The 19,086-nt window shown below is 61.3% G+C and carries 18 protein-coding genes and 1 pseudogene; 13 read left to right on the top strand and 6 right to left on the bottom strand.

The window, feature by feature from the left end; genetic code table 11:
- Positions 1 to 71 precede the first annotated feature (71 nt).
- On the top strand, positions 72 to 557 hold the full coding sequence (gene bkdR, locus M5G11_RS08245) for a Bkd operon transcriptional regulator BkdR (protein WP_273909014.1): 486 nt from the start codon (positions 72 to 74) through the stop codon (positions 555 to 557).
- A gap of 3 nt (positions 558 to 560) precedes the next feature.
- Here the strand turns inward: bkdR and M5G11_RS08240 are convergent, their stop codons facing one another.
- The gene (locus M5G11_RS08240; protein ID WP_273909033.1) at positions 561 to 1,517 is read right to left on the bottom strand and encodes a D-2-hydroxyacid dehydrogenase family protein; all 957 of its coding nucleotides are present in this window, start codon (positions 1,515 to 1,517) and stop codon (positions 561 to 563) included.
- A 223-nt stretch (positions 1,518 to 1,740) separates the two neighbouring features.
- Here M5G11_RS08240 and M5G11_RS08235 point away from each other — a divergent pair, with 223 nt between their 5' ends.
- From M5G11_RS08235 to M5G11_RS08225, 3 genes and pseudogenes are all read left to right on the top strand, one after another.
- A complete protein-coding gene (locus M5G11_RS08235; RefSeq protein WP_273909034.1) occupies positions 1,741 to 2,982 on the top strand; it encodes a glutamine synthetase family protein in 1,242 nt (413 codons plus the stop codon).
- Between the two features lie 155 nt (positions 2,983 to 3,137).
- Positions 3,138 to 4,469 (top strand): MFS transporter, encoded by a 1,332-nt coding sequence (locus tag M5G11_RS08230; RefSeq protein WP_273909015.1) that lies wholly within the window; start codon positions 3,138 to 3,140, stop codon positions 4,467 to 4,469.
- A gap of 185 nt (positions 4,470 to 4,654) precedes the next feature.
- Positions 4,655 to 4,984 (top strand): annotated as a pseudogene (locus M5G11_RS08225) (hypothetical protein); the annotation flags it as partial.
- Between the two features lie 16 nt (positions 4,985 to 5,000).
- Here M5G11_RS08225 and M5G11_RS08220 read toward each other — a convergent pair.
- The 4 genes from M5G11_RS08220 to flgA form a co-directional block, all read right to left on the bottom strand.
- Positions 5,001 to 5,747, bottom strand: a complete 747-nt coding sequence (locus M5G11_RS08220) for a flagellar brake protein (RefSeq protein WP_273909016.1) — start codon at positions 5,745 to 5,747, stop codon at positions 5,001 to 5,003.
- Between the two features lie 78 nt (positions 5,748 to 5,825).
- Positions 5,826 to 6,293, bottom strand: a complete 468-nt coding sequence (locus M5G11_RS08215) for a flagella synthesis protein FlgN (RefSeq protein ID WP_273909017.1) — start codon at positions 6,291 to 6,293, stop codon at positions 5,826 to 5,828.
- Positions 6,294 to 6,339: 46 nt separating this feature from the next.
- Positions 6,340 to 6,657 (bottom strand): flagellar biosynthesis anti-sigma factor FlgM, encoded by a 318-nt coding sequence (gene flgM, locus M5G11_RS08210; protein ID WP_273909018.1) that lies wholly within the window; start codon positions 6,655 to 6,657, stop codon positions 6,340 to 6,342.
- Positions 6,658 to 6,824: 167 nt separating this feature from the next.
- Positions 6,825 to 7,577 (bottom strand): flagellar basal body P-ring formation chaperone FlgA, encoded by a 753-nt coding sequence (flgA, locus tag M5G11_RS08205; protein ID WP_273909019.1) that lies wholly within the window; start codon positions 7,575 to 7,577, stop codon positions 6,825 to 6,827.
- A gap of 67 nt (positions 7,578 to 7,644) precedes the next feature.
- On the opposite strand from flgA, the gene M5G11_RS08200 reads away from it, so the two are divergent.
- Both M5G11_RS08200 and cheR read left to right on the top strand, forming a co-directional pair.
- Positions 7,645 to 8,574 (top strand): chemotaxis protein CheV, encoded by a 930-nt coding sequence (locus M5G11_RS08200; RefSeq protein WP_273909020.1) that lies wholly within the window; start codon positions 7,645 to 7,647, stop codon positions 8,572 to 8,574.
- A gap of 51 nt (positions 8,575 to 8,625) precedes the next feature.
- Positions 8,626 to 9,453: a protein-glutamate O-methyltransferase CheR gene (gene cheR, locus M5G11_RS08195; protein ID WP_273909021.1), complete on the top strand. Its 828-nt coding sequence runs from the start codon at positions 8,626 to 8,628 to the stop codon at positions 9,451 to 9,453.
- 160 nt (positions 9,454 to 9,613) lie between these two features.
- On the opposite strand, the gene M5G11_RS08190 is transcribed toward cheR, so the two are convergent.
- Positions 9,614 to 12,229: an autotransporter family protein gene (locus M5G11_RS08190; RefSeq protein ID WP_420793885.1), complete on the bottom strand. Its 2,616-nt coding sequence runs from the start codon at positions 12,227 to 12,229 to the stop codon at positions 9,614 to 9,616.
- A 393-nt stretch (positions 12,230 to 12,622) separates the two neighbouring features.
- Between M5G11_RS08190 and flgB the strand changes: the two genes are divergently transcribed.
- From flgB to M5G11_RS08155, 7 genes are all read left to right on the top strand, one after another.
- Positions 12,623 to 13,030: a flagellar basal body rod protein FlgB gene (flgB, locus tag M5G11_RS08185; protein WP_273909022.1), complete on the top strand. Its 408-nt coding sequence runs from the start codon at positions 12,623 to 12,625 to the stop codon at positions 13,028 to 13,030.
- A gap of 3 nt (positions 13,031 to 13,033) precedes the next feature.
- Complete coding sequence (flgC, locus tag M5G11_RS08180; RefSeq protein ID WP_273909023.1) at positions 13,034 to 13,477, top strand: flagellar basal body rod protein FlgC; 444 nt, start codon at positions 13,034 to 13,036, stop codon at positions 13,475 to 13,477.
- A gap of 15 nt (positions 13,478 to 13,492) precedes the next feature.
- Positions 13,493 to 14,224 carry a flagellar hook assembly protein FlgD gene (gene flgD, locus M5G11_RS08175; protein WP_273909024.1) on the top strand — a complete coding sequence of 244 codons (732 nt, stop codon included), beginning with the start codon at positions 13,493 to 13,495 and terminating at the stop codon, positions 14,222 to 14,224.
- Between the two features lie 30 nt (positions 14,225 to 14,254).
- Positions 14,255 to 15,613, top strand: coding sequence for a flagellar hook protein FlgE (gene flgE, locus M5G11_RS08170; protein ID WP_273909025.1), 1,359 nt, complete (start codon positions 14,255 to 14,257; stop codon positions 15,611 to 15,613).
- A gap of 72 nt (positions 15,614 to 15,685) precedes the next feature.
- Positions 15,686 to 15,874, top strand: coding sequence for a hypothetical protein (locus M5G11_RS08165; RefSeq protein WP_273909036.1), 189 nt, complete (start codon positions 15,686 to 15,688; stop codon positions 15,872 to 15,874).
- A gap of 147 nt (positions 15,875 to 16,021) precedes the next feature.
- Positions 16,022 to 17,758: a type I secretion system permease/ATPase gene (locus M5G11_RS08160; RefSeq protein ID WP_273909026.1), complete on the top strand. Its 1,737-nt coding sequence runs from the start codon at positions 16,022 to 16,024 to the stop codon at positions 17,756 to 17,758.
- Positions 17,758 to 19,068 carry an HlyD family type I secretion periplasmic adaptor subunit gene (locus tag M5G11_RS08155; RefSeq protein ID WP_273909027.1) on the top strand — a complete coding sequence of 437 codons (1,311 nt, stop codon included), beginning with the start codon at positions 17,758 to 17,760 and terminating at the stop codon, positions 19,066 to 19,068. Before M5G11_RS08160 ends, M5G11_RS08155 begins: the two co-directional genes overlap by 1 nt.
- Positions 19,069 to 19,086: the final 18 nt, after the last annotated feature.

Raw genomic sequence — 19,086 nt, 5'->3', positions numbered from 1 at the left:
TGTTGATTGCCTTTGTCGACGCATGCGGATAAATAATCTGCAAAAGAACAAGAATCAGGTGAATTTGTCTCATGCGCAAACTCGATCGCACCGATATCGGCATTCTCAACAGCCTTCAGGAAAATGCCCGTATCACCAACGCTGAGCTGGCCCGTTCAGTGAATTTGTCGCCGACCCCGTGCTTCAACCGGGTCAAGGCGCTGGAAGAGTCGGGGGTGATCCGCCAGCAGGTGACCCTGCTGGCGCCGGACGTCCTTGGCCTGGACGTCAACGTGTTCATTCATGTGAGCCTGGAGAAGCAGGTGGAGCAGTCACTGCACCGCTTCGAGGAGGAGATTGCCGAGCGCCCGGAGGTGATGGAGTGCTACCTGATGACCGGCGATCCGGACTATTTGTTGCGGGTGCTGCTGCCGAGCATCCAGGCGCTGGAGCGCTTCCTTGATTACCTGACGCGCCTGCCGGGGGTGGCCAACATCCGTTCCAGCTTTGCCCTCAAGCAGGTGCGCTACAAGACCGCGTTGCCGCTGCCGGCCAACGGGCTGACCTTGCGCGGCTGAGGCCTAGCTGCCCAGCAGGCGGATCGGTTGGCCGGCATGCCAGGCCAGGATGCTTTCAATCATCTGCGTGTAGAACATGGCGTAGTTGTTTTCAGTGACGTAGCCAATATGCGGGGTTGCAAGCACGTTGGGCAGGCTGCGCAAGGGGTGCTCGGCCGCCAGCGGTTCTTGCGCGAAGACATCCAGTGCGGCGCCGGCCAGGCGGCCGTTGACCAGCGCATCGATCAACGCGGCTTCGTCCACGATCGGCCCGCGCGCCGTATTGATCAGCCGCGCCTGCGGTTTCATCCAGGCCAGCGCCTGGGCATCGACCATGCCAAGGCTGCGTTCGCTGAGTACCAGGTGAATGGTCAGGTAGTCGGCTTCGCTGAACAACGTCTGTTTATCTACGCGGGTTACACCGACGGCAGCGGCACGTTCGTCCGTGAGATTTTCGCTCCAGGCGATCACCCGCATGCCGAACGCCTGGCCGAAACGTGCGACCTTTTCGCCGATGCTGCCCAGGCCGAGGATGGCCAGGGTCTTGCCGTGCAGGTCGCTGCCGATGCCGATCTGCCAACCGCCGCTGCGCAGGGAGTTGGCTTCGCCCAGCAGGTTGCGGCTCAGGGCCATGAGCAAGGCCCAGGTCAGCTCCGGCGCCGCGTGTTTGTAGCTGTCGGTGCCGACCACGTGGATGTTCAGGCGCGCGCAGGCGGCCAGGTCGAGGGCAGCATTGCGCATGCCGCCGGTGGCGATCAGCTTGAGATTGGGCAACCGGCGCAACAGCGCATCGTCGAATACGGTCCGCTCACGCATCACGCAGATGACGTCGAACGGGGCCAGGCGCTGGGCGAGGGTGGCCGCGTCTGCCGGGTAATCGTGAAGAAAATGCAACGTGCCGAGTGCACGTAGCGGCGTCCAGTCCACAGCCTTTGCGGCCACCCGTTGCCAGTCATCGATCACAGCTATCTGCATTGTCAGCTCCTTGGGTGTTTTCCGGAGTGGGGGCAACATCAGTACAAGTGCTTGAAATTTTAAACACCCCCAGCCTATGTTGTGGATGTCGCCGATAACGGCATGCGAAACAAAAAGGATAAGCGTCATGACGACCAATGGCCAAGGTTCACTCGCCGAGCGATTGACCGGCATTGATGAGATCGAATGTGTCACACCGGACCTCAACGGCGTGCCACGCGGCAAGGTAATGACCGCCGAGGGTTTCCTCGAAGGGCGGCGTCTGCAGATGGCGCGCGGCGTGCTGCTGCAATGCATCATGGGCGGTTATCCAGCGGCACGCTTCTATGGCAGCGACGATGGTGACCTGGCCCTGGTCGCTGAACCGCAGCAGATCCACCGCCTGCCCTGGAGCAACGAGCCCCGCGCCCTGGCCGTGTGCGATGCGGTCGAGTTGAACGGTGAAAGTTCCGGTCTCTCCAGTCGTGGCTTGCTCAAGGCGGTCATCGCCCGCTACGCAGCGCGTGGCCTGGCGCCGGTGGTTGCCACCGAGCTCGAATTCTTCGTCTTTGCGCCCAATCCCGACCCGACCCAGCCGTTCCAGCCACCGCTGGGGCTCGATGGTCGCCGCGAAGATGGCTGCTCGGCCTTCAGCGTCAGTTCCAACAACGGTCTGCGCCCTTTCTTCAGTGAGGTCTACCGTTGCATGGAGGCCCTGGGCCTGCCGCGCGATACCTTCATGCACGAGATGGGCGTCAGCCAGTTCGAAATCAACCTGCTGCACGGCGACCCACTGCTGCTGGCCGACCAGACGTTCCTGTTCAAGCACCTGCTCAAGGAGGTCGCGCTCAAGCATGGCGTGACCGTGGTGTGCATGGCCAAGCCACTAGCGAAAACCCCGGGCAGCTCGATGCATATTCACCAGAGCGTGGTGGACATCGACAGCGGACGCAATGTCTTCAGCGACAGCGAAGGCCAGCCGACTCCAACCTTCTATCACTTCATCGGTGGCCAGCAGGCCTGCATGGCCGATTTCACCGCGTTGTTCGCGCCGAACGTCAATTCCTACCAGCGCCTGTGCCACCCCTATGCCTCGCCGAACAATGCCTGCTGGTCTGAAGACAACCGCGCTGCCGGCCTGCGCATCCCCGCCAGTGCGCCGGTGGCGCGCCGGGTCGAGAACCGTTTGCCGGGTGCGGATGCAAACCCTTACCTGGCGATTGCCGCAAGCCTTGCTGCCGGCCTTTACGGGATCGAACAGCAGTTGCAGCCGACCCCGGCCATTCAGGGCGAGTTCGAGGTGCCGGACAATCTTTCCTTGCCATGTACCTTGCACGCGGCATTGGAACGTCTGAAACGCAGCCAGTTGGCCAAGGAACTGTTTGGCGCCGAATTCATCGAAGGCTACATCGCTTCCAAGACCATGGAGCTGACCAGCTTCTTCGATGAAATCACCCCATGGGAGCGCCGTGTGCTAGCCGCACAGGCGTAACCCGGCAGGGCAGGAGGCTCCAGGGCAGGTGGCAGACAATGATCAAGGTCAGGTCTGCCACCTGTTTTTTTATCCGCAAGGACAGCATCGAGGTTTTTTTCACATATGCTTTCAAGCAGATTTTCCACCTGCTCAAGGGGCCGTTAGGGACGCTGATGCGCAATATCTGGAAGTCTTTTCGCGCGTTGTATTTCGCCGCACTGATGATGTTGATCGGCTCCGGCTTGTTGAGTACCTACCTGGCCTTGCGCCTGGCTGCCGATCAGGTCGACAGCCTGTGGGTGGGTGCGTTGATGGCCGCGAACTATTTCGGCCTGGCTCTGGGCGGCAAGATCGGCCACCGGCTGATTGCCCGGGTCGGGCATATCCGCGCCTATGCCACCTGCGCCGGTATCGTCGGCGCGGCGGTGCTAGGGCACGGCCTGGTCGCCTGGCTGCCGGCATGGATCGTGCTGCGGATGATCGTCGGCCTGGGGATGATGTGCCAGTACATGGTCATCGAGAGCTGGCTGAACGAGCAGGCCGATGCCAAGCAGCGCGGGGCCGTGTTCAGCGGCTACATGATCGCCTCCTACCTCGGGCTGGTGCTGGGGCAGCTGATTCTGGTGGTGCACCCGCAACTGGGGCTTGAGCTGCTGATGCTGGTCGCCATGTGCTTTGCCTTGTGCCTGGTGCCGGTGGCGCTGACCCGACGCATTCACCCGGCGCCGCTACACCCGGCGCCGATGGAGCCCCGCTTCTTCATCAAGCGTGTGCCGCAGTCTTTGAGTACGGTGCTGGGGGCGGGGCTGATCGTCGGCTCCTTCTACGGCCTGGCGCCGCTGTATGCCACCAAACAGGGGCTGAGTACCGAGCAGGTCGGTATCTTCATGGGCTGCTGCATCTTTGCCGGGCTGCTGGTGCAGTGGCCGCTAGGCTGGCTGTCTGACCGTTATGATCGGGCCTTGCTGATCCGCAGTGTGGCGGTGGGCTTGGCGGTGGCGGCGTTGCCGCTGGCGCTGATGCCGAGCGTGCCATTGGAGGTGTTGTTTGCCGCAGGCTTTGTGGTGTCGTTGTTGCAGTTCTGCCTGTATCCGCTGGCGGTGGCGTTTTCCAACGACCACGTGGAAGGCGAGCGGCGGGTGTCGCTGACGGCGATGTTGCTGGTTACCTACGGCGTGGGGGCGAGCATTGGGCCGTTGGTGGCCGGTGTGCTGATGAAGACCCTCGGCGACCAGATGCTCTATGCCTTCTTTACCTTCTTTGCCCTGGTACTGGTGTGGCGGATCCGCCCGAAAGCCGTAACCGGCCTGCATCAGGTCGACGATGCACCGTTGCACCACGTGGCGATGCCGGCGGCCAACTCGCCGTTGGCGGCAGCGCTGGACCCTCGGGTCGACGAGCAGGTGGTGAAAGATCAGATGCAGGCGCCGGTGGGTGGCGAGGATACCGAGGCGGAAGAGAAAGAGGCGTCGCAGGAGGAGCCGGTGAAGCCGAATCAGATGTAACTGGGGCCGCTGTGCGGCCCATCGCTGGCAAGGCCAGCTCCCACAGGTGTCATGCAAGGCAATTGATGCCATGGCATCACTGTGGGAGCCGGCCTTGCCGGCGATGAGGCCCTGAAGCCGAACTCAGTAGTCGCCTTTGTCGAAGCGTCGCGTTTCACGTTGCGGCTGGTGCACAAAACTCTCTTGCCTTGGTACTGGTGTGGCGGATCCGCCCGAAAGCCGTAACCCGCCTGCATCAGGTCGACGATGCACCGTTGCACCACGTGGCGATGCCGGCGGCCAACTCGCCGTTGGCGGCAGCGCTGGATCCTCGGGTCGACGAGCAGGTGGTGAAAGATCAGATGCAGGCGCCGGTGGGTGGCGAGGATACCGAGGCGGAGAGAGCCGGTGAAGCCGAATCAGATGTAACTGGGGCCGCTGTGCGGCCCATCGCTGGCAAGGCCAGCTCCCACAGGTGTCATGCAAGGCAATTGATGCCATGGCATCACTGTGGGAGCCGGCCTTGCCGGCGATGAGGCCCTGAAGCCGAACTCAGTAGTCGTCTTTGTCGAAGCGTCGCGCTTCACGTTGCAGCTGGTACACAAAACTCTCGATCTTGCGCTGCATTTGCCCGTTCAGGTTGTGGAAGCGTATCCCGGCAAAGGTAGCGTTCAAGCGCTCTTCGAAGTGCAGGTGACGTAACTCCACCATCACATCGACCAGGCCCAGCTGTCCGCCGGCCTTGAACTTCTCGTACACCTGGCCCAGTTGCAGGCGTTCTTCTACATCGCCTTCAAAGCGCAGCTTGCAGCCGGTAGCGGAAATATCCAGCAGCTTGCCCCTGAGCGCGCCGGAGCCCTTGAGCTTTTCACCATCAAAGAACACATCCACCAGTTGGGTCAGCTTGAGCGCGGCACGGAAGGCATTGCGGCGCTGGTGGTAGGTGATGGATTGCGGCAGCACGCCACGGTAGCAACGAGTGCCATCGGCACTGGTGCTGATGGTCATCGGCTGGTCGTACTCCCAGGCGATTCTCACCCCGTCGTGGAAGCCTTCAATGCGGAACGGCTCACCGTTCTCAAGGTACTTCTCACCATCACGGGGGATCATTTCATCGAGCGCAAAGCTGTTGCTGTCACGGTCCACTTCAACCACGTAGCTCTGGAAGCGCTGGCTACGTTCATGGAAGGTGATGATCAGCGGATCATGGCTCTCTAGCAGCGTCCGCAAGTTGGCGGCAATTTCCAAAGGGGTTTCAAAAACCTTCGGAGGCTGCGGAGCTTCTACGTCATTGAACACGGTTGATGAATCTCCAGGCAAAAACGACACACGCAATTGCCAGCATTCTGCCAGCATGTTCCGTGTCTTGATAGAGGATCACGCCTGGCTGAGTGCGCGATTCTGGGCGAGCGGCGAGGTGGTGCCACGGCTGTCGTAGAGAGTGGGCGCTTCGCCACCCTGCAGGATCTTGATCTGGTTGGCCGTGGAGCTCTGCTGCAGCTGGATCAGGCGACCGTTGTGTTCATTCACGGTCTGACAGTCGGCCATCAAGGTGGCCAGGACTTCAAGCTGTTCCAGCAGTTGCGGGCCCAGGTGTGATTCGCTGGCCAATGCCTCGAAACCGCTGCGGTCCGGGCTGTAGCCAAGGCTGGCGAGCAGCTCGCTACGACGACGACCCTGTTGATCGAGCAGGACGATCAGCGATTGCTTGTGTGCCAGGATATTTTCCAGCAGAGGCAGGTCCCGGCCGTTGAGCGCGATGGACTCTTCCCGAAGCAATTCCAGCAGTTGTTGCGCTGGCGCAATATCGTGTTCGATCAGTTGCAGCAGAGTAGTGTCGTGCATGGCTGGCTCTTGGTCTCTAGCGTCCTGAAGTCAGCGCGCCAGTGGGCTAGCGCTGGTCTTCGAAATTAAGCAGTTTGCTGGCAACGCGCGCGCTATCGACCTGATAGCTGCCGTCGGCGATAGCCTGCTTCAACTCGGCCACACGGGCGCTGTTGACGACTGGCTGGTCGCGCAGCTTGTCGCTGACCTGTTGCAACTGCTGGGCCTCGTGGCTCAGGTGTACGGTTTCGCCGCTCTGGCGGGTGCCGGTCGTAGTGCTGGCAGCCTCCGGCTCGACGCTGTTGGCGCCGTCCTTGGTGCTGCCGGTGCGGACACCGCCCGTCACGGACGGGGAATTATTCAAACGACTGAAGTCGATGACCATGATCAGAAAACCTCTGGGTGTTTGGACGCTTGCCTTGTTTTCGGCCAACCCGAAAGAAACTTTAGGCGCAAATGCACCGTTGCATGCGCCGCAAGCCCAATGGCCCCAACTGGGACACAGTTTAGGAAAAGCGCCCCCTGATCGCTAGTTTTCATTGCCTTCTATTGTCACATCGCAACTTCTACCTGCCCCGGCCCGGTTACCCTGGCCTTGACCACTCGTTTGGAGTTCAGGTTGCGCACGCGGATCTGCTCGCTCAGGCCGCCCTTGCTCAGGGCCTCGCCGGGCATGCGCACGCTGAGTGTGCCGCTGCGGGCCGTGATGACCACGTGGTCGCCTTTGCGGATGACTTCGGCCTGTTCGAGGTGCGCGGGTGTCAGCACTTGGTCGATGACCGTTGGTCGGATTACTTTCTGCCCGATGGCCTGGTCCAGTGATGTCAGATAGCCCTGGTTGAGCAGGCCTACATCGCGCTCGCGCAGGCCTACGTCCTGCTCGCCGACGATGCTTTCACGCTTGAGCGGGCGGGTGACCGTGACAATATTTCGAAAAAGACGTACCTGGGCGGGCACGAACACCGTCCATGGAGAGCTGCCGTCGCAACGGACCCGCACGGTAACCCGGCCCAGAGGTTGTGCCGGACTCTCCAGCGAGGCCCCCAATTGCTGGTCGCACAGCGGCATGCGCAAGCGTGGATCGAGGCTGTTGACCTGGATCTCGTAGCGGCCTTCGGTCTGGCTGGTTGCCAGATAGTCCTCTACGGTGAATTCAAGAAACCCCTGGGTGACACCGATAAGCTGTTCAGGCAAGGTAAAAGCGTCAGCCAGTGTTCGAACGCCAGGGGCCAACAGCAGGCACAGCGCAGCAAGGAAGCCGGGTAGGCAGGTCAGGCGTCGGAAAAATGTCGTTTTCGTGTTCATACAGTTAAAAAAGCAAGGCGCGTGCCGACTGGGTACGAAGGCCCAAGCTTTGGTGAAGGAGTCTGGCATGGCTGGTGTAATGGATTCAGTGAACCAGCGCACGCAACTGGTAGGGCAAAACCGTCTCGAACTGCTGTTGTTCCGCCTCAATGGCGACCAGCTCTACGGGATCAACGTGTTCAAGGTGCGGGAGGTGCTGCAGTGCCCGAACCTGACCATCATGCCCAAGTCCAACCCTGTAGTGCGCGGTGTTGCAAATATTCGCGGGGCAACCATCCCGATCCTGGATCTGGCGATGGCGACCGGGCTACCCGGTCTGAGTGAAGACTCCAGCAAGAGTTTCGTCATCATCACCGAGTACAACACCAAGACCCAGGGTTTCCTGGTGCACTCGGTGGAGCGCATCGTCAACATGAACTGGGAGGAGATCCATCCGCCACCCAGGGGCACCGGGCGTGATCACTACCTGACGGCAGTGACCCGGGTTGACAACAAGATGGTTGAAATCATCGACGTGGAGAAAGTCCTCGCCGAAGTGGCGCCGACCTCCGAGTCGATCTCGGCCGGTGTGGTCGATGCCGAGGTGCAGGACAAGGCCGTGCTGCTGCGGGTGCTGACCGTGGATGACTCCTCGGTGGCGCGCAAGCAGGTCAGCCGTTGCCTGCAAACGGTAGGGGTCGAGGTGGTGGCGCTCAACGATGGCCGCCAGGCGCTCGAATACCTGCGCAAGCTGGTGGATGAGGGCAAGCGTCCGGAGGAAGAGTTCCTCATGATGATTTCCGACATCGAGATGCCGGAGATGGACGGCTACACCTTGACCGCAGAGATCCGCAGCGACCCGCGCATGCAAAAGCTGCACATCATCCTGCATACTTCGTTGTCCGGGGTATTCAACCAGGCGATGGTCAAAAAGGTCGGTGCAGACGACTTCCTCGCCAAGTTCAAACCGGATGACCTGGCCCAGCGGGTGGTCGACCGGATCAAGGCGACACACTAACGGCCCGGGGCTTTGCCCCTGGCGTTACACATGATTTAAGAGGCGGCATCTTTGTCTACGGGTAATTTGGATTTCGAACAGTTCCGGGTCTTCCTGGAAAAAGCCTGTGGCATCCTGCTGGGCGAAAATAAGCAGTACCTGGTTTCCAGCCGTCTCAACAAGCTGATGGAGCAGCAAGGCATCAAGTCGTTGAGCGAGTTGGTGCAGCGTATCCAGAGTCAGCCGCGCAGTGGTCTGCGCGAGATGGTCGTGGATGCCATGACTACCAACGAAACCCTGTGGTTTCGTGACACCTATCCGTTTGAGGTGCTGAAGAACAAGGTATTGCCCGAGCAGATCAAGGCCAACCCAGGCCAGCGTCTGCGCATCTGGTCGGCGGCCTGTTCGTCGGGGCAGGAACCGTATTCGATTTCGATGGCCATCGACGAGTTCGAACGCAGCAACATCGGCCAGTTGAAGATGGGCGCGCAGATCGTTGCTACTGATCTTTCGGGTTCGATGCTGGCCAACTGCAAGACCGGCGAGTACGACAGCCTGGCGATTGCCCGTGGCCTGTCGCCGGAGCGCCTGCAACGTTACTTCGACCCGAAAGGGCCGGGGCGCTGGGCGGTCAAGATGCCGATCCGTAGCCGGGTTGAATTCCGTTCGTTCAACCTGCTCGACAGCTACGCCGCCTTGGGCAAGTTCGACATCGTGTTCTGCCGCAACGTGCTGATCTACTTCTCGGCCCAGGTCAAGAAGGACATCCTGTTGCGCATTCACAGCACGCTCAAGCCCGGTGGCTATCTGTTCCTGGGCGCTTCGGAAGCGCTCAACGGTTTGCCGGACCACTACCAGATGGTCCAGTGCAGCCCAGGCATCATCTACCAGGCCAAGTAGGCTGGCAGGATGAAAAAAAGGCCGGTGTCCAAGGACACCGGCCTTTTCATTTGCGCTTTCAACTGCATCGCGGGGGAATCAAGCTATCGCGCCTGTACTCCCACAGGGGTACAGCAATCCCTGTGGGAGCGGGCTAGTCCCGCGATCGACCTACGCTCGATCAGAAGTCGTAACGGACCTTGGCCGAGAACACGTCGGCATCGAAGCCCGACTTGCCAATGTAGTCGTAGTTGACGCCCAGGGTCACTGCGCCCAGCTTGTAGTCGGCACCCACGCCGGCTTCGTAGCTGTTGCGTGCGGCCTTGGCACCGCTGGTGACGAACGGCGTGCTGCCGAGCAGGAAGGTCGAGGTGCTCTTCGCTTCATCAGCCGCGAAGTCGTGGAAGGCCATCAGCTTGGCTTGTGGTTCCAGGATGCCAGCGCCCAGCGGGAAGCTGCCTGCAACACGTACACCGGCGCCCAGCTCGATTGCTTCATAACGCTGGTCTTCAACTTTCAGCGCTGCCGAAGAACCTTTCTCGCGGTAGCCGTCGATGTTGACCAGGCTGTAGCGTGCCGCCACGCGCGGTTCGACCAGTACCTGAGGGTTGATCTGGTAGGTGTAGCCACCGATCAGGTTCAAGCCCAGCAGGTCGCTGTCATAGCTTGCCTTGGCCTGGGTGCCGGCAATGGAGCGCTTGCTGTCGTTGTCGTTGACGCCGTAAGTCAGGCTGGCATCGACGAAGTAGTTGCCTTCCTCGAACCCGCCGTACAGCGTGAACGCATGGCTGTCGACTTCAGTGTTGTTGCCGCTTTTGCCGTTGACGTCGGTGTTGATGAAGCTGTACGCCAGGCCCAGGGTCAGGTTGTCGTTGAGCTTGCCATCAGCGCCGACCGCGATGCCGCGGCTGTAGGCGTTGTAGCCGGCAACACCGTCACGCAGGTCCTGGGAGGCGTCGCTGTACAGCGTCTGTACCCATACGCCGGTTTCCGCCAGGCCTTCACCGGAGGACGCGCCACGCAGCGAGCTGGTGCGGCTGCCAGTGACATTGCTGACCAGGGTCTGGCTGGTGGTGGCTGCCTGGGTGGCGCCGCCGTTGGTTTCCGGGGTCAGTTCGCTGGCCAGTTTGGCCAGGTCGGCTTCGCCGGCATTCATGAAGGCTTGCTTGAGCGGATCGTGGTCGGCCAGTTTGCCGAGCACGTAGTCGCCGGCCAGGCTGCCCAGGGCTTTCTGGCTGTTGGCCGAACCGCCGTGCTGGCCGATGATCTGGTCAATTTCGTCCTGGCCCTTGCCGGTAACCGTTGCCACGACCTTGTTGCCGTCGACGGTGTAGCTGTCGATCTTGAGCAATGCCGAGCTGCTGACCAGGTTGAGCTTGATCGACGGATCGACGGTATCGCCGACGGCGCTGAGCATCTCGATCTCGCCGGCTTCGATCAGATTGTAGGTGCTGCCGTTGGCGGTGAAGTCCGCACCTTTGGCGGCCAGTTGCACCTGCGCGCCGTAACCGAACTGGGTAGTGCCGGTGATTTTCAGCACTGGTGTGTTGGCGTTGGTGGCGCTGCTCAGGTTCAGGGCCACTGCCGAATTGCCCGCGACGTACATATTGCCGTCGATGCTGGTGTGCGGCGCTTCAAACGTCAGCGTGGTTTTCAGGTCGTCGGTGACGCTGCCGACATCGACCCAGCCGTTGTCTTTCATGCGGATGTTGTAGCCATCGGCACGGCTGTCGGTGCCGGTGAAGGAGGTGTCACCTTCAAGCTCGATATTGCGCAGGTCGATCAGGTTGCCGACGATGACGCTGCCCTTGCGCAGGATCAGCTCGACCGGACGGTTGCTTTCCGAAGCGTCAATGGCTTCGTCTGCGGAGATGATCGTGCCGCTGTTGAAGATGTTGAAGGCACCGTGCTCTTTGAACCAAGGCTGCGTGCCTGGCATGTCGAAGTCGACGCCGCCAATGACGATGGCAGCGTCGGTGGCGCGGATGGTGCCGGTATTGAGCAGTGCGCCGGAGGTGCCGGTAAAGCTTGCACCGTCGATACGGATGCCTTCGGCGTCATCACCGGTGGCAATGATGGTGCCGTGGTTCTCGATGCCGGCCAGGTCGACCATGTCGGTGAAGCGGCCAGAGCCGCTGGAGGTGGCGTCGATGGCGGTGGCGCCACTGCCGGTGACTTCGATCAGGCCGCGGTTGATGACCTTGCCGACGATGGTGCCGCCTTCGAGGTTGATGCCCTTGGCATCTTCGCCTTTGGCGATGATCTTGCCGGTGCTGGCGTTGACCAGGTCGCCGCCAATTACCGAGGAGCCCGAGAAGTCCAGGGCGCGTGCGACATCACGGCCGCCGTCGTCGATCAGCGGGGCACCTTCGGCGTAGAGCAGGCCTTCGTTGATGACGCTGCCGCCGATTTTCGCCGGGTCGATCATCAGGGCATTGGCGCCGCCACCGATGGCGGAAATGTTGCCCTTGTTGATGACGTTGCCGCCGACGCTGTTAGGCGTCCATGGGTTGCCACCTTCCCAGACATCCATGTCGACACCGCCGGCAAAGTTGCCGGTGCTGTTGATGGTGGCATTGAGGATCAGGTCTTTCTCGATGCTGGAGCCGTTGAGCTCGATGGCGTCTTCAGCGGTACCGCCGGTGTAGGAGCCAGTGATTTCGAGATTGCCGGTGTGGGTCTGGTGTTCACTTACGTAGCCAGCATTGGTCAGCTGGACGGTTTCAGCGAAAGCGGGCAGGGCGGTGGCGGTTACGGCCAGGGCGAGCAGGGTCTTGCGGAACATCACAGGGGTCACGGTTCAATCCTTAAACAGCTTGAGAGGGCTCGTCGCTTCCATGCGTGGCTGGACCTTGCTGCGACGTTGGATGGCGGAGTGCCACGCAGAAAGCGCGGCGATGGTAAAACAGTGGCCATCAAATTGACACCAATCGTTGGCGCCAATTTTTTGCTGAATCTATCAAGGATGATCTCGGTCAAGGCGGATGCCAGCTGGCATTGCTGTGCCTGATCCTTGCCTGTTGCTTGCCGCTTTGCCGGCGCCAGGCGGAAGCCTTTTGCCGCTTTTCTGGCATTGCCGCTGCCGGCAATCGGCTAAAGTCCCCGGTTTTATTGGGTTTGGTATTTTGGCACGGACATTGCTCTATCTCCGTCAACGAACCCTCTGGTCAACCTTCAAGGTTTCCCCGACATGAGCATCAGTTTCGACAAAGCGCTCGGCATCCACGAAAAAGCCCTGGGCTTCCGCGCCCAGCGTGCCGAGGTGCTGGCCAACAACATCGCCAACGCCGACACGCCGAACTACAAGGCGCGGGACGTGGACTTCTCTTCGGTGCTTGCCGCGCAAAGCCAGAAGACCAACAACGGTCACTTCGCGCTGGACCGGACCAACAACCGGCACATCGAGGCTGAAAGCCTGGCCATGGCTGACGAGAGCCTGCAGTACCGCACGCCGATGCAGCCGTCGATGGACCAGAACACCGTCGATGCCCAGCTTGAGCAATCGAGCTATGCCGAGAACGCGGTGGGCTTCCAGGCCAGCTTCACGCTGCTCAACAGTAAATTCAAAGGGCTGGTGTCAGCCCTGCGCGGAGAGTAATCCATGTCCCTCGCCAGTGTTTTCAATATCGCCGGTAGCGGCATGAGCGCGCAGACTACCCGTCTGAACACCGTTGCCTCGAACATCGCCAACGCCGAGACGGTCTCGTCGAGCATCGACCAGACCTACCGCGCCCGCCACCCGGTGTTCGCCACGACTTTCCAGCAGGCCCAGGGCGGCATCGGCCAGTCGCTGTTCCAGGACCAGGACGCCGCCGGTCAGGGCGTCCAGGTGCTGGGTGTGGTCGAAGACCAGGGCAACCTTGAAGCACGCTACCAGCCAAGCCACCCGGCAGCGAACAAGGACGGCTACGTCTTCTACCCGAACGTCAATGTGGTCGAGGAAATGGCTGACATGATTTCCGCCAGCCGCTCGTTCCAGACCAATGCCGAGCTGATGAATACGGCCAAAACCATGATGCAGAAGGTTCTGACCCTGGGTCAGTAACAAGGAACCAAGCCAATGGCCAGTGTTAACGATCCGACCTCCGGGGTGAACCTCAACGACGTGATCAAGTCGTCCGGGGCCAAGAAGAGCTCCGATGAGAGCACCATTGCTGCGGCAACCAACAGCAAGACCGGCGCCAACAAGCAGGCGCTGGGCAAGGACGCGTTCCTGCAGCTGCTGGTAACCCAGATGAAGCACCAGAACCCGCTTGATCCACAGGACAACAGCGAGTTCGTGGCGCAGCTGGCGCAGTTCAGCAGCCTGGAAGGCATCACCAGCCTCAATGAGTCGGTGACCGCCATTTCCGGCAACTTCAAGTCGTCGCAGGCGTTGCAGGCTTCGTCGCTGGTGGGTCGCTCGGTGATCGCCCAGACCGACAAGGCGGTGGTCGACACCACCAAGAGTTTCAACGGTTCGGTCACCGTGCCGCAGTCGCTCAGCAACTGCACGGTCACCATCACCGACAAGGATGGCAAGGCCGTCAAGACCATCCAGATGGGCGAGCAAAAGGCCGGCAACGCTGCCTTCGTCTGGGATGGCACCAACGATGCCGGGCAAAAAGTCGACCCGGGCGCGTACTCGTTCAAGGCCACGACCAAGGTCGATGGCAAGGCGCTGGAGATGTACACCATGCTGCCGGCCACCGTCAGCAGCGTGACCCTGAGCAAGACGGGCGGCGAGATGATGCTCAACCTCGCCGGCCTGGGCAGCATTGCCCTGTCCAAAGTCCAAACCATCGGTATATAGAGCCGGCTAATGCGGCACAAGGAGTGAAAGATGTCATTCAATATCGGCCTTAGCGGTCTCTATGCAGCCAACAAACAACTGGACGTGACCGGCAACAACATCGCCAACGTCGCGACCACCGGCTTCAAATCGTCCCGTGCGGAATTCGAAGACGTGTACTCGGCCAGCAAACTGGGCGTCGGCAGCAAGACCATCGGCAACGGTGTGCGTCTTGCGGCGGTTTCCCAGCAGTTCGGCCAGGGTGACGTGAACAACACCGGCAACGTGCTGGACCTGGGCATCAACGGCCAGGGCTTCTTCGTCCTGAGCGACAACGGCTCGCTGAGCTACACCCGTGCCGGTGCGTTCCAGACCAACAAGGACAATTTCGTCGTGACCTCTGACGGCGTTCGCCTGCAGGGTTATGCCGCTGATGAGAACGGCAAGATCATCAAGGGTGTGCTGACCGACCTGAAGATCGACACTTCGGCGCTGGCGCCAAAGGCCACTTCGCTGATCGATCAGGGCATCAACCTGAACTCCTCTGAAAAGTCGATTCCGCTCACCAGAATCGAGGGCACGCCGCCGGCGCCTGTGCCGAACTTGCCGTTCGACCCGTCTCTAGATACCACCTACACCAAGAAATTCGAAACGCCGATCTACGATAGCCAGGGCAACCAGCATGTCGTCCAGCAGTACTACCGCAAGACGGGCGACAACCAGTGGAGCATGTATACTCTGGTGGATGGTCGCAATCCAAAAGATGCAACCCAGGCCACTCCGTTTGTCGGGACCATTTCCTTCAACGCTGACGGCAGCGTCAAGAAAATGACCGGTAGTGAGTCCTGGACTCCGCCAAGCACTGACTTCGAAGTCGCCAGCAACACCTTCACCCTCAAGGGCTGGGTGCCGTCGGTGTACAACGCTACCACCAAGACCTGGGGGCCGAACGGCTCGGAAGGCAATGCTGCAGGCATGCGCCTGAGCATGGGTTCGACGACCTCCTACAACACGGATACGACCCGCTTGTCGCAGTCGCAAGACGGCTACGCCACCGGCATCCTGTCCAACTTGAGCATCGACTCCACCGGTGTCATGTTCGCCAGCTTCAGCAACCAGCAGTCGCGCGCAATCGGCCAGGTGGCAATCGCCAGCTTCGCCAACGAGCAGGGCCTGGAGCAGATGGGCGGTACGCGCTGGAAGGAAACCTTCTCCTCGGGTATCCCGGGCATCGACGCACCGAAGACCGGTACCCTGGGTTCGATCTCGTCCAACTCCCTGGAGGCTTCGAACGTCAACCTGACCCAGGAGCTGGTCGAGCTGATCAAGGCGCAGAGCAACTACCAGGCGAACGCCAAGACCATCTCCACGCAAAGCACCATCATGCAGACCATCATTCAGATGACCTGATGGGTCGCTGAAACGGTCGTGATGCACAAACCCCTTTCTCGAAAGGGGTTTGTTGTTTGCGAGGTAGTAGCCATGTTGAAAAAACTCAGTGTCGTGGCTTTTTTGCTGTCAGTGCTGACGAGTCTGGCCTGGGCCGATATGGCGTCCTGGTACAGCTGGGAAAGCCAGGCCGATGGTCGCCTGGTATGCGCGCAGTGGTCGCCGGGTGATGGTTGGAAGCGTTTTGCGGGCCCGTTCAACAATGGCGCTTGTCGCCCTTGATGTGGCCAGGCCGTTGAGCGATGATTCGCGGGTTTTCATGCCTGCTCCCGCACGGCAGTAGTACCCCCTAAATCGCATTCCCTCGTGGTGGCCGTCCTGGTTGCTACGGGTACACGGAAGTCGTTGTTTTTCTAAGGATGGAATCAGATGAGACAGGCGAATAGCGCCCGCACTCCGGTGCTCGCGGCGCAGCTGGCTGTGGCCCTGCGCAAGGGCTTGATCGGTGCCCTGGTGTTCTCCGGGGTGATCAATCTGCTGGCCCTGATCGGTCCGCTGTTCATGCTTGAAGTCTATGACCGGGTCATCCCCAGCCGCAGCGTGCCAACGCTGGTGGCGCTGAGCCTGTTGGTGCTCGGGGTCTACGCTGTCTTCGGCTTCCTTGACATCATCCGTGCCCGGGTCATGACGCGCATCGCCGCCTCGCTCGATGCGGCCTTGTCGGCGAAGGTCTATCAGGTCATCGCCGGTGCTTCGCTGAAAACGCCGGTGACGGGCGACCCGCTCAAGCCTGCTCACGAGCTTGATCAGATCCGCAACTTCATCGGCGGCCCAGGCCTGATTGCCTTCTTCGATTTGCCATGGATGCCGGTGTACCTGGCGGTGTGTTTCTACATCCACCCGCTGCTGGGGTGGTTGGCCCTGGGCATGATCGTGGTGATGGTCGGCCTGACGTTGCTCACCGATCGCAAGACCCGCCAACTGATGCGTGACAGCGCACAAGCCTTGAGTGCACGTAACCAATTGGGCCAGCAGACGCACCTGGGGGCCGAGTCGCTGGCGGCCATGGGCATGGAAGGCCGGGCGCGAGCGCTGTGGCAGGATCAGCACGTGCGTTTCTCCACCTTGCAGCGCCAGGCCGCGGATGTCGGCAGTTTCTACGGCGGGATCACCAAGGCGCTGCGCCAGTTGATCCAGTCGGCGTCGTTGGGCCTGGGCGCCTATCTGGTGATTCGCGGTGATTTGAGCGGCGGCGCCATCATTGCCGCCTCGATCATCGTTGCGCGCACCCTGGCGCCGGCGGAGCAGATCATCGGCACCTGGCGCAGCCTGATTTCGGCGCGTCTGGCCTGGACGCAATTGCGCGAGGTGTTCGATCTGTTCCCCGAGCAACAGCCCAGGACGCGCCTTCCGGCCGCGCACCAGCGCGTGCAGGTTGAGTGCCTGTTTGCTTCACCGCCGGGTGTGCAGCGCCTGACCTTGCAGAACCTCAATTTCGCTCTTGCCGCAGGCAGCGCCCTGGGCGTTGTCGGCCCGAGTGCGTCCGGCAAATCGACGTTGGCGCGGGTGCTGGTAGGGGCCTGGCAGCCGGCGCGTGGGCAGGTCTGCCTGGACGGTGCGCCATTGGAATTGTGGGAGCAGCAGGCACGCGGCGAGCTGATCGGTTATTTGCCGCAGAGCGTCGATCTGTTCAATGCCTCGGTGGCGCAGAACATCGCCCGGCTGGACCCTGACGCCGATGATGCGGCAGTTATTGCCGCTGCGCGGCAAGCGGGTGTACACGAGTTGATCTTGCAGTTGCCGCAAGGCTACGACACGCCGGTCGGCGAGGGCGGCGTCAACCTTTCGGCGGGGCAGCGGCAACGTGTGGCCTTGGCGCGGGCGTTGTATGGCGAGCCGTTCCTGGTGGTGCTCGATGAGCCGAACTCCAACCTGGATGTCGAGGGTGAGCGCGCGCTGGCCAAGGCCATCCTGGCCATCAAGGCACGGGGTGGGGTGGCTGTGGTGATTGCTCATCGCACCGGCATCCTCTCGGTGCTCGATCAAGTGCTGGTCCTGGAAAATGGCATGCAGGTGGCATTCGGACCCAAGGAAACGGTGCTGGCACGACCGTCACCAGCGGCCAAGGTCGCGCCCATCGTGGCGGTAGCCGGAGGTGCCCAATGATGCGTCAGGACAATCCCGAAGCACTGGTCCGCTCGCTGAATGGGCATCTGCGTCTGGGCGCCGTGGCCATGGTGATACTGCTGGGTGGCGGCTTGTGGTGGGCGGCTGGCACGGACCTGGCCAGTGCCATCATTGCCCCAGGCGTGGTCGCCGTGGAGAACAGCACGCGCAAGGTGCAGCACCCAAGCGGTGGCGTGGTGGCGCAGTTGTTGGTGCGTGAAGGGCAAGAGGTTGAGGCCGGGCAAGTATTGCTGCGCCTTGATGCGACTTTGCAGCAGGCCAGCCAGTCCATCGTCAGCAAGGCTCGCGACCAGTCCATGGCGCGCCAGGCGCGCCTTGAAGCCGAGCGCGACAACCTGCGTGTGGTGGCTACGCCGGTCTTGTTGGTTACTCGCCTGGGTGAGCCGCAGGCGCAGGCGGCGATGGTCAGTGAGCGGCAGTTGTTTGTCGATCGCCAGCAGTCGCGTGAAGGCCAGAAAAAGCAGCTGCGCGAGCGCATCGAGCAGTTGAAGCAGACCATTGGTGGTCACGACCTGCAGCAGCGCACCAAGACTGAAGAGATCGTGCTGATCGAGCAGGAGTACACCGCGGTCAAGACCCTGCTTGAGAAGGGCATGATGACCATCGACCGGGTCAATGCCCTGGCCCGCGGCATCGCGCGGCTGCGGGGTGAGCGTGGTCAGTTGGTGGCCTCGATTGCCGAGGCCCGTGCGCGGATTGCCGAGACCGAGCTTGAGCTGTTGCAGGTCGACCAGAAATTCCGCGAGCAAGTGTCGCAGGAATTGCGCGACTTGCTGGTGCAGCAGGGCGAGTTGGTCGAGCGTGAGATCGCCGCCAATGACCAGCTCAAGCGCATCGACATCACTGCGCCGAGCAAGGGGCGCGTCCAGCAGTTGGTGGTGCACACGGTGGGTGGGGTGATTTCGCCGGCAGAGCCGTTGATGCAGATCGTGCCGCTGGATGAAGACCTGCTGGTAGAGGCGCGCATTGATCCGCAAGACATTGACCAGGTCGCGCTCGGCCAGGCCGTGCGGTTGCGCATGAGTGCGTTCAATCGCAGCACCACGCCGGAACTCAATGGCACCCTTTCCCGGCTGTCGGCAGACCTGGTGGTCGACCCGCAAACCGGAGTCGGTTCCTACCGTGCGGGTATTCGTATCAACAAAGACGAGCTGAGTCGATTGTCGGGATTGACGGTGCTGCCGGGCATGCCGGTGGAGTCGATGATCCAGACGGGCCAGCGCACGGTTCTTTCCTATTTGCTCAAGCCGCTAGGGGATCACGCGCAGCGCGCCTTCAGGGAAGGCTAGGCACCGACGCGGAGCGTC

Origin of the sequence: Pseudomonas fontis, from assembly GCF_028656955.1 — a bacterium.
Classification (GTDB): domain Bacteria; phylum Pseudomonadota; class Gammaproteobacteria; order Pseudomonadales; family Pseudomonadaceae; genus Aquipseudomonas; species Aquipseudomonas fontis.
The sequence above is the reverse complement of the archived record's forward strand: the minus strand, read 5'-3'. Positions and strand labels throughout refer to the sequence as shown.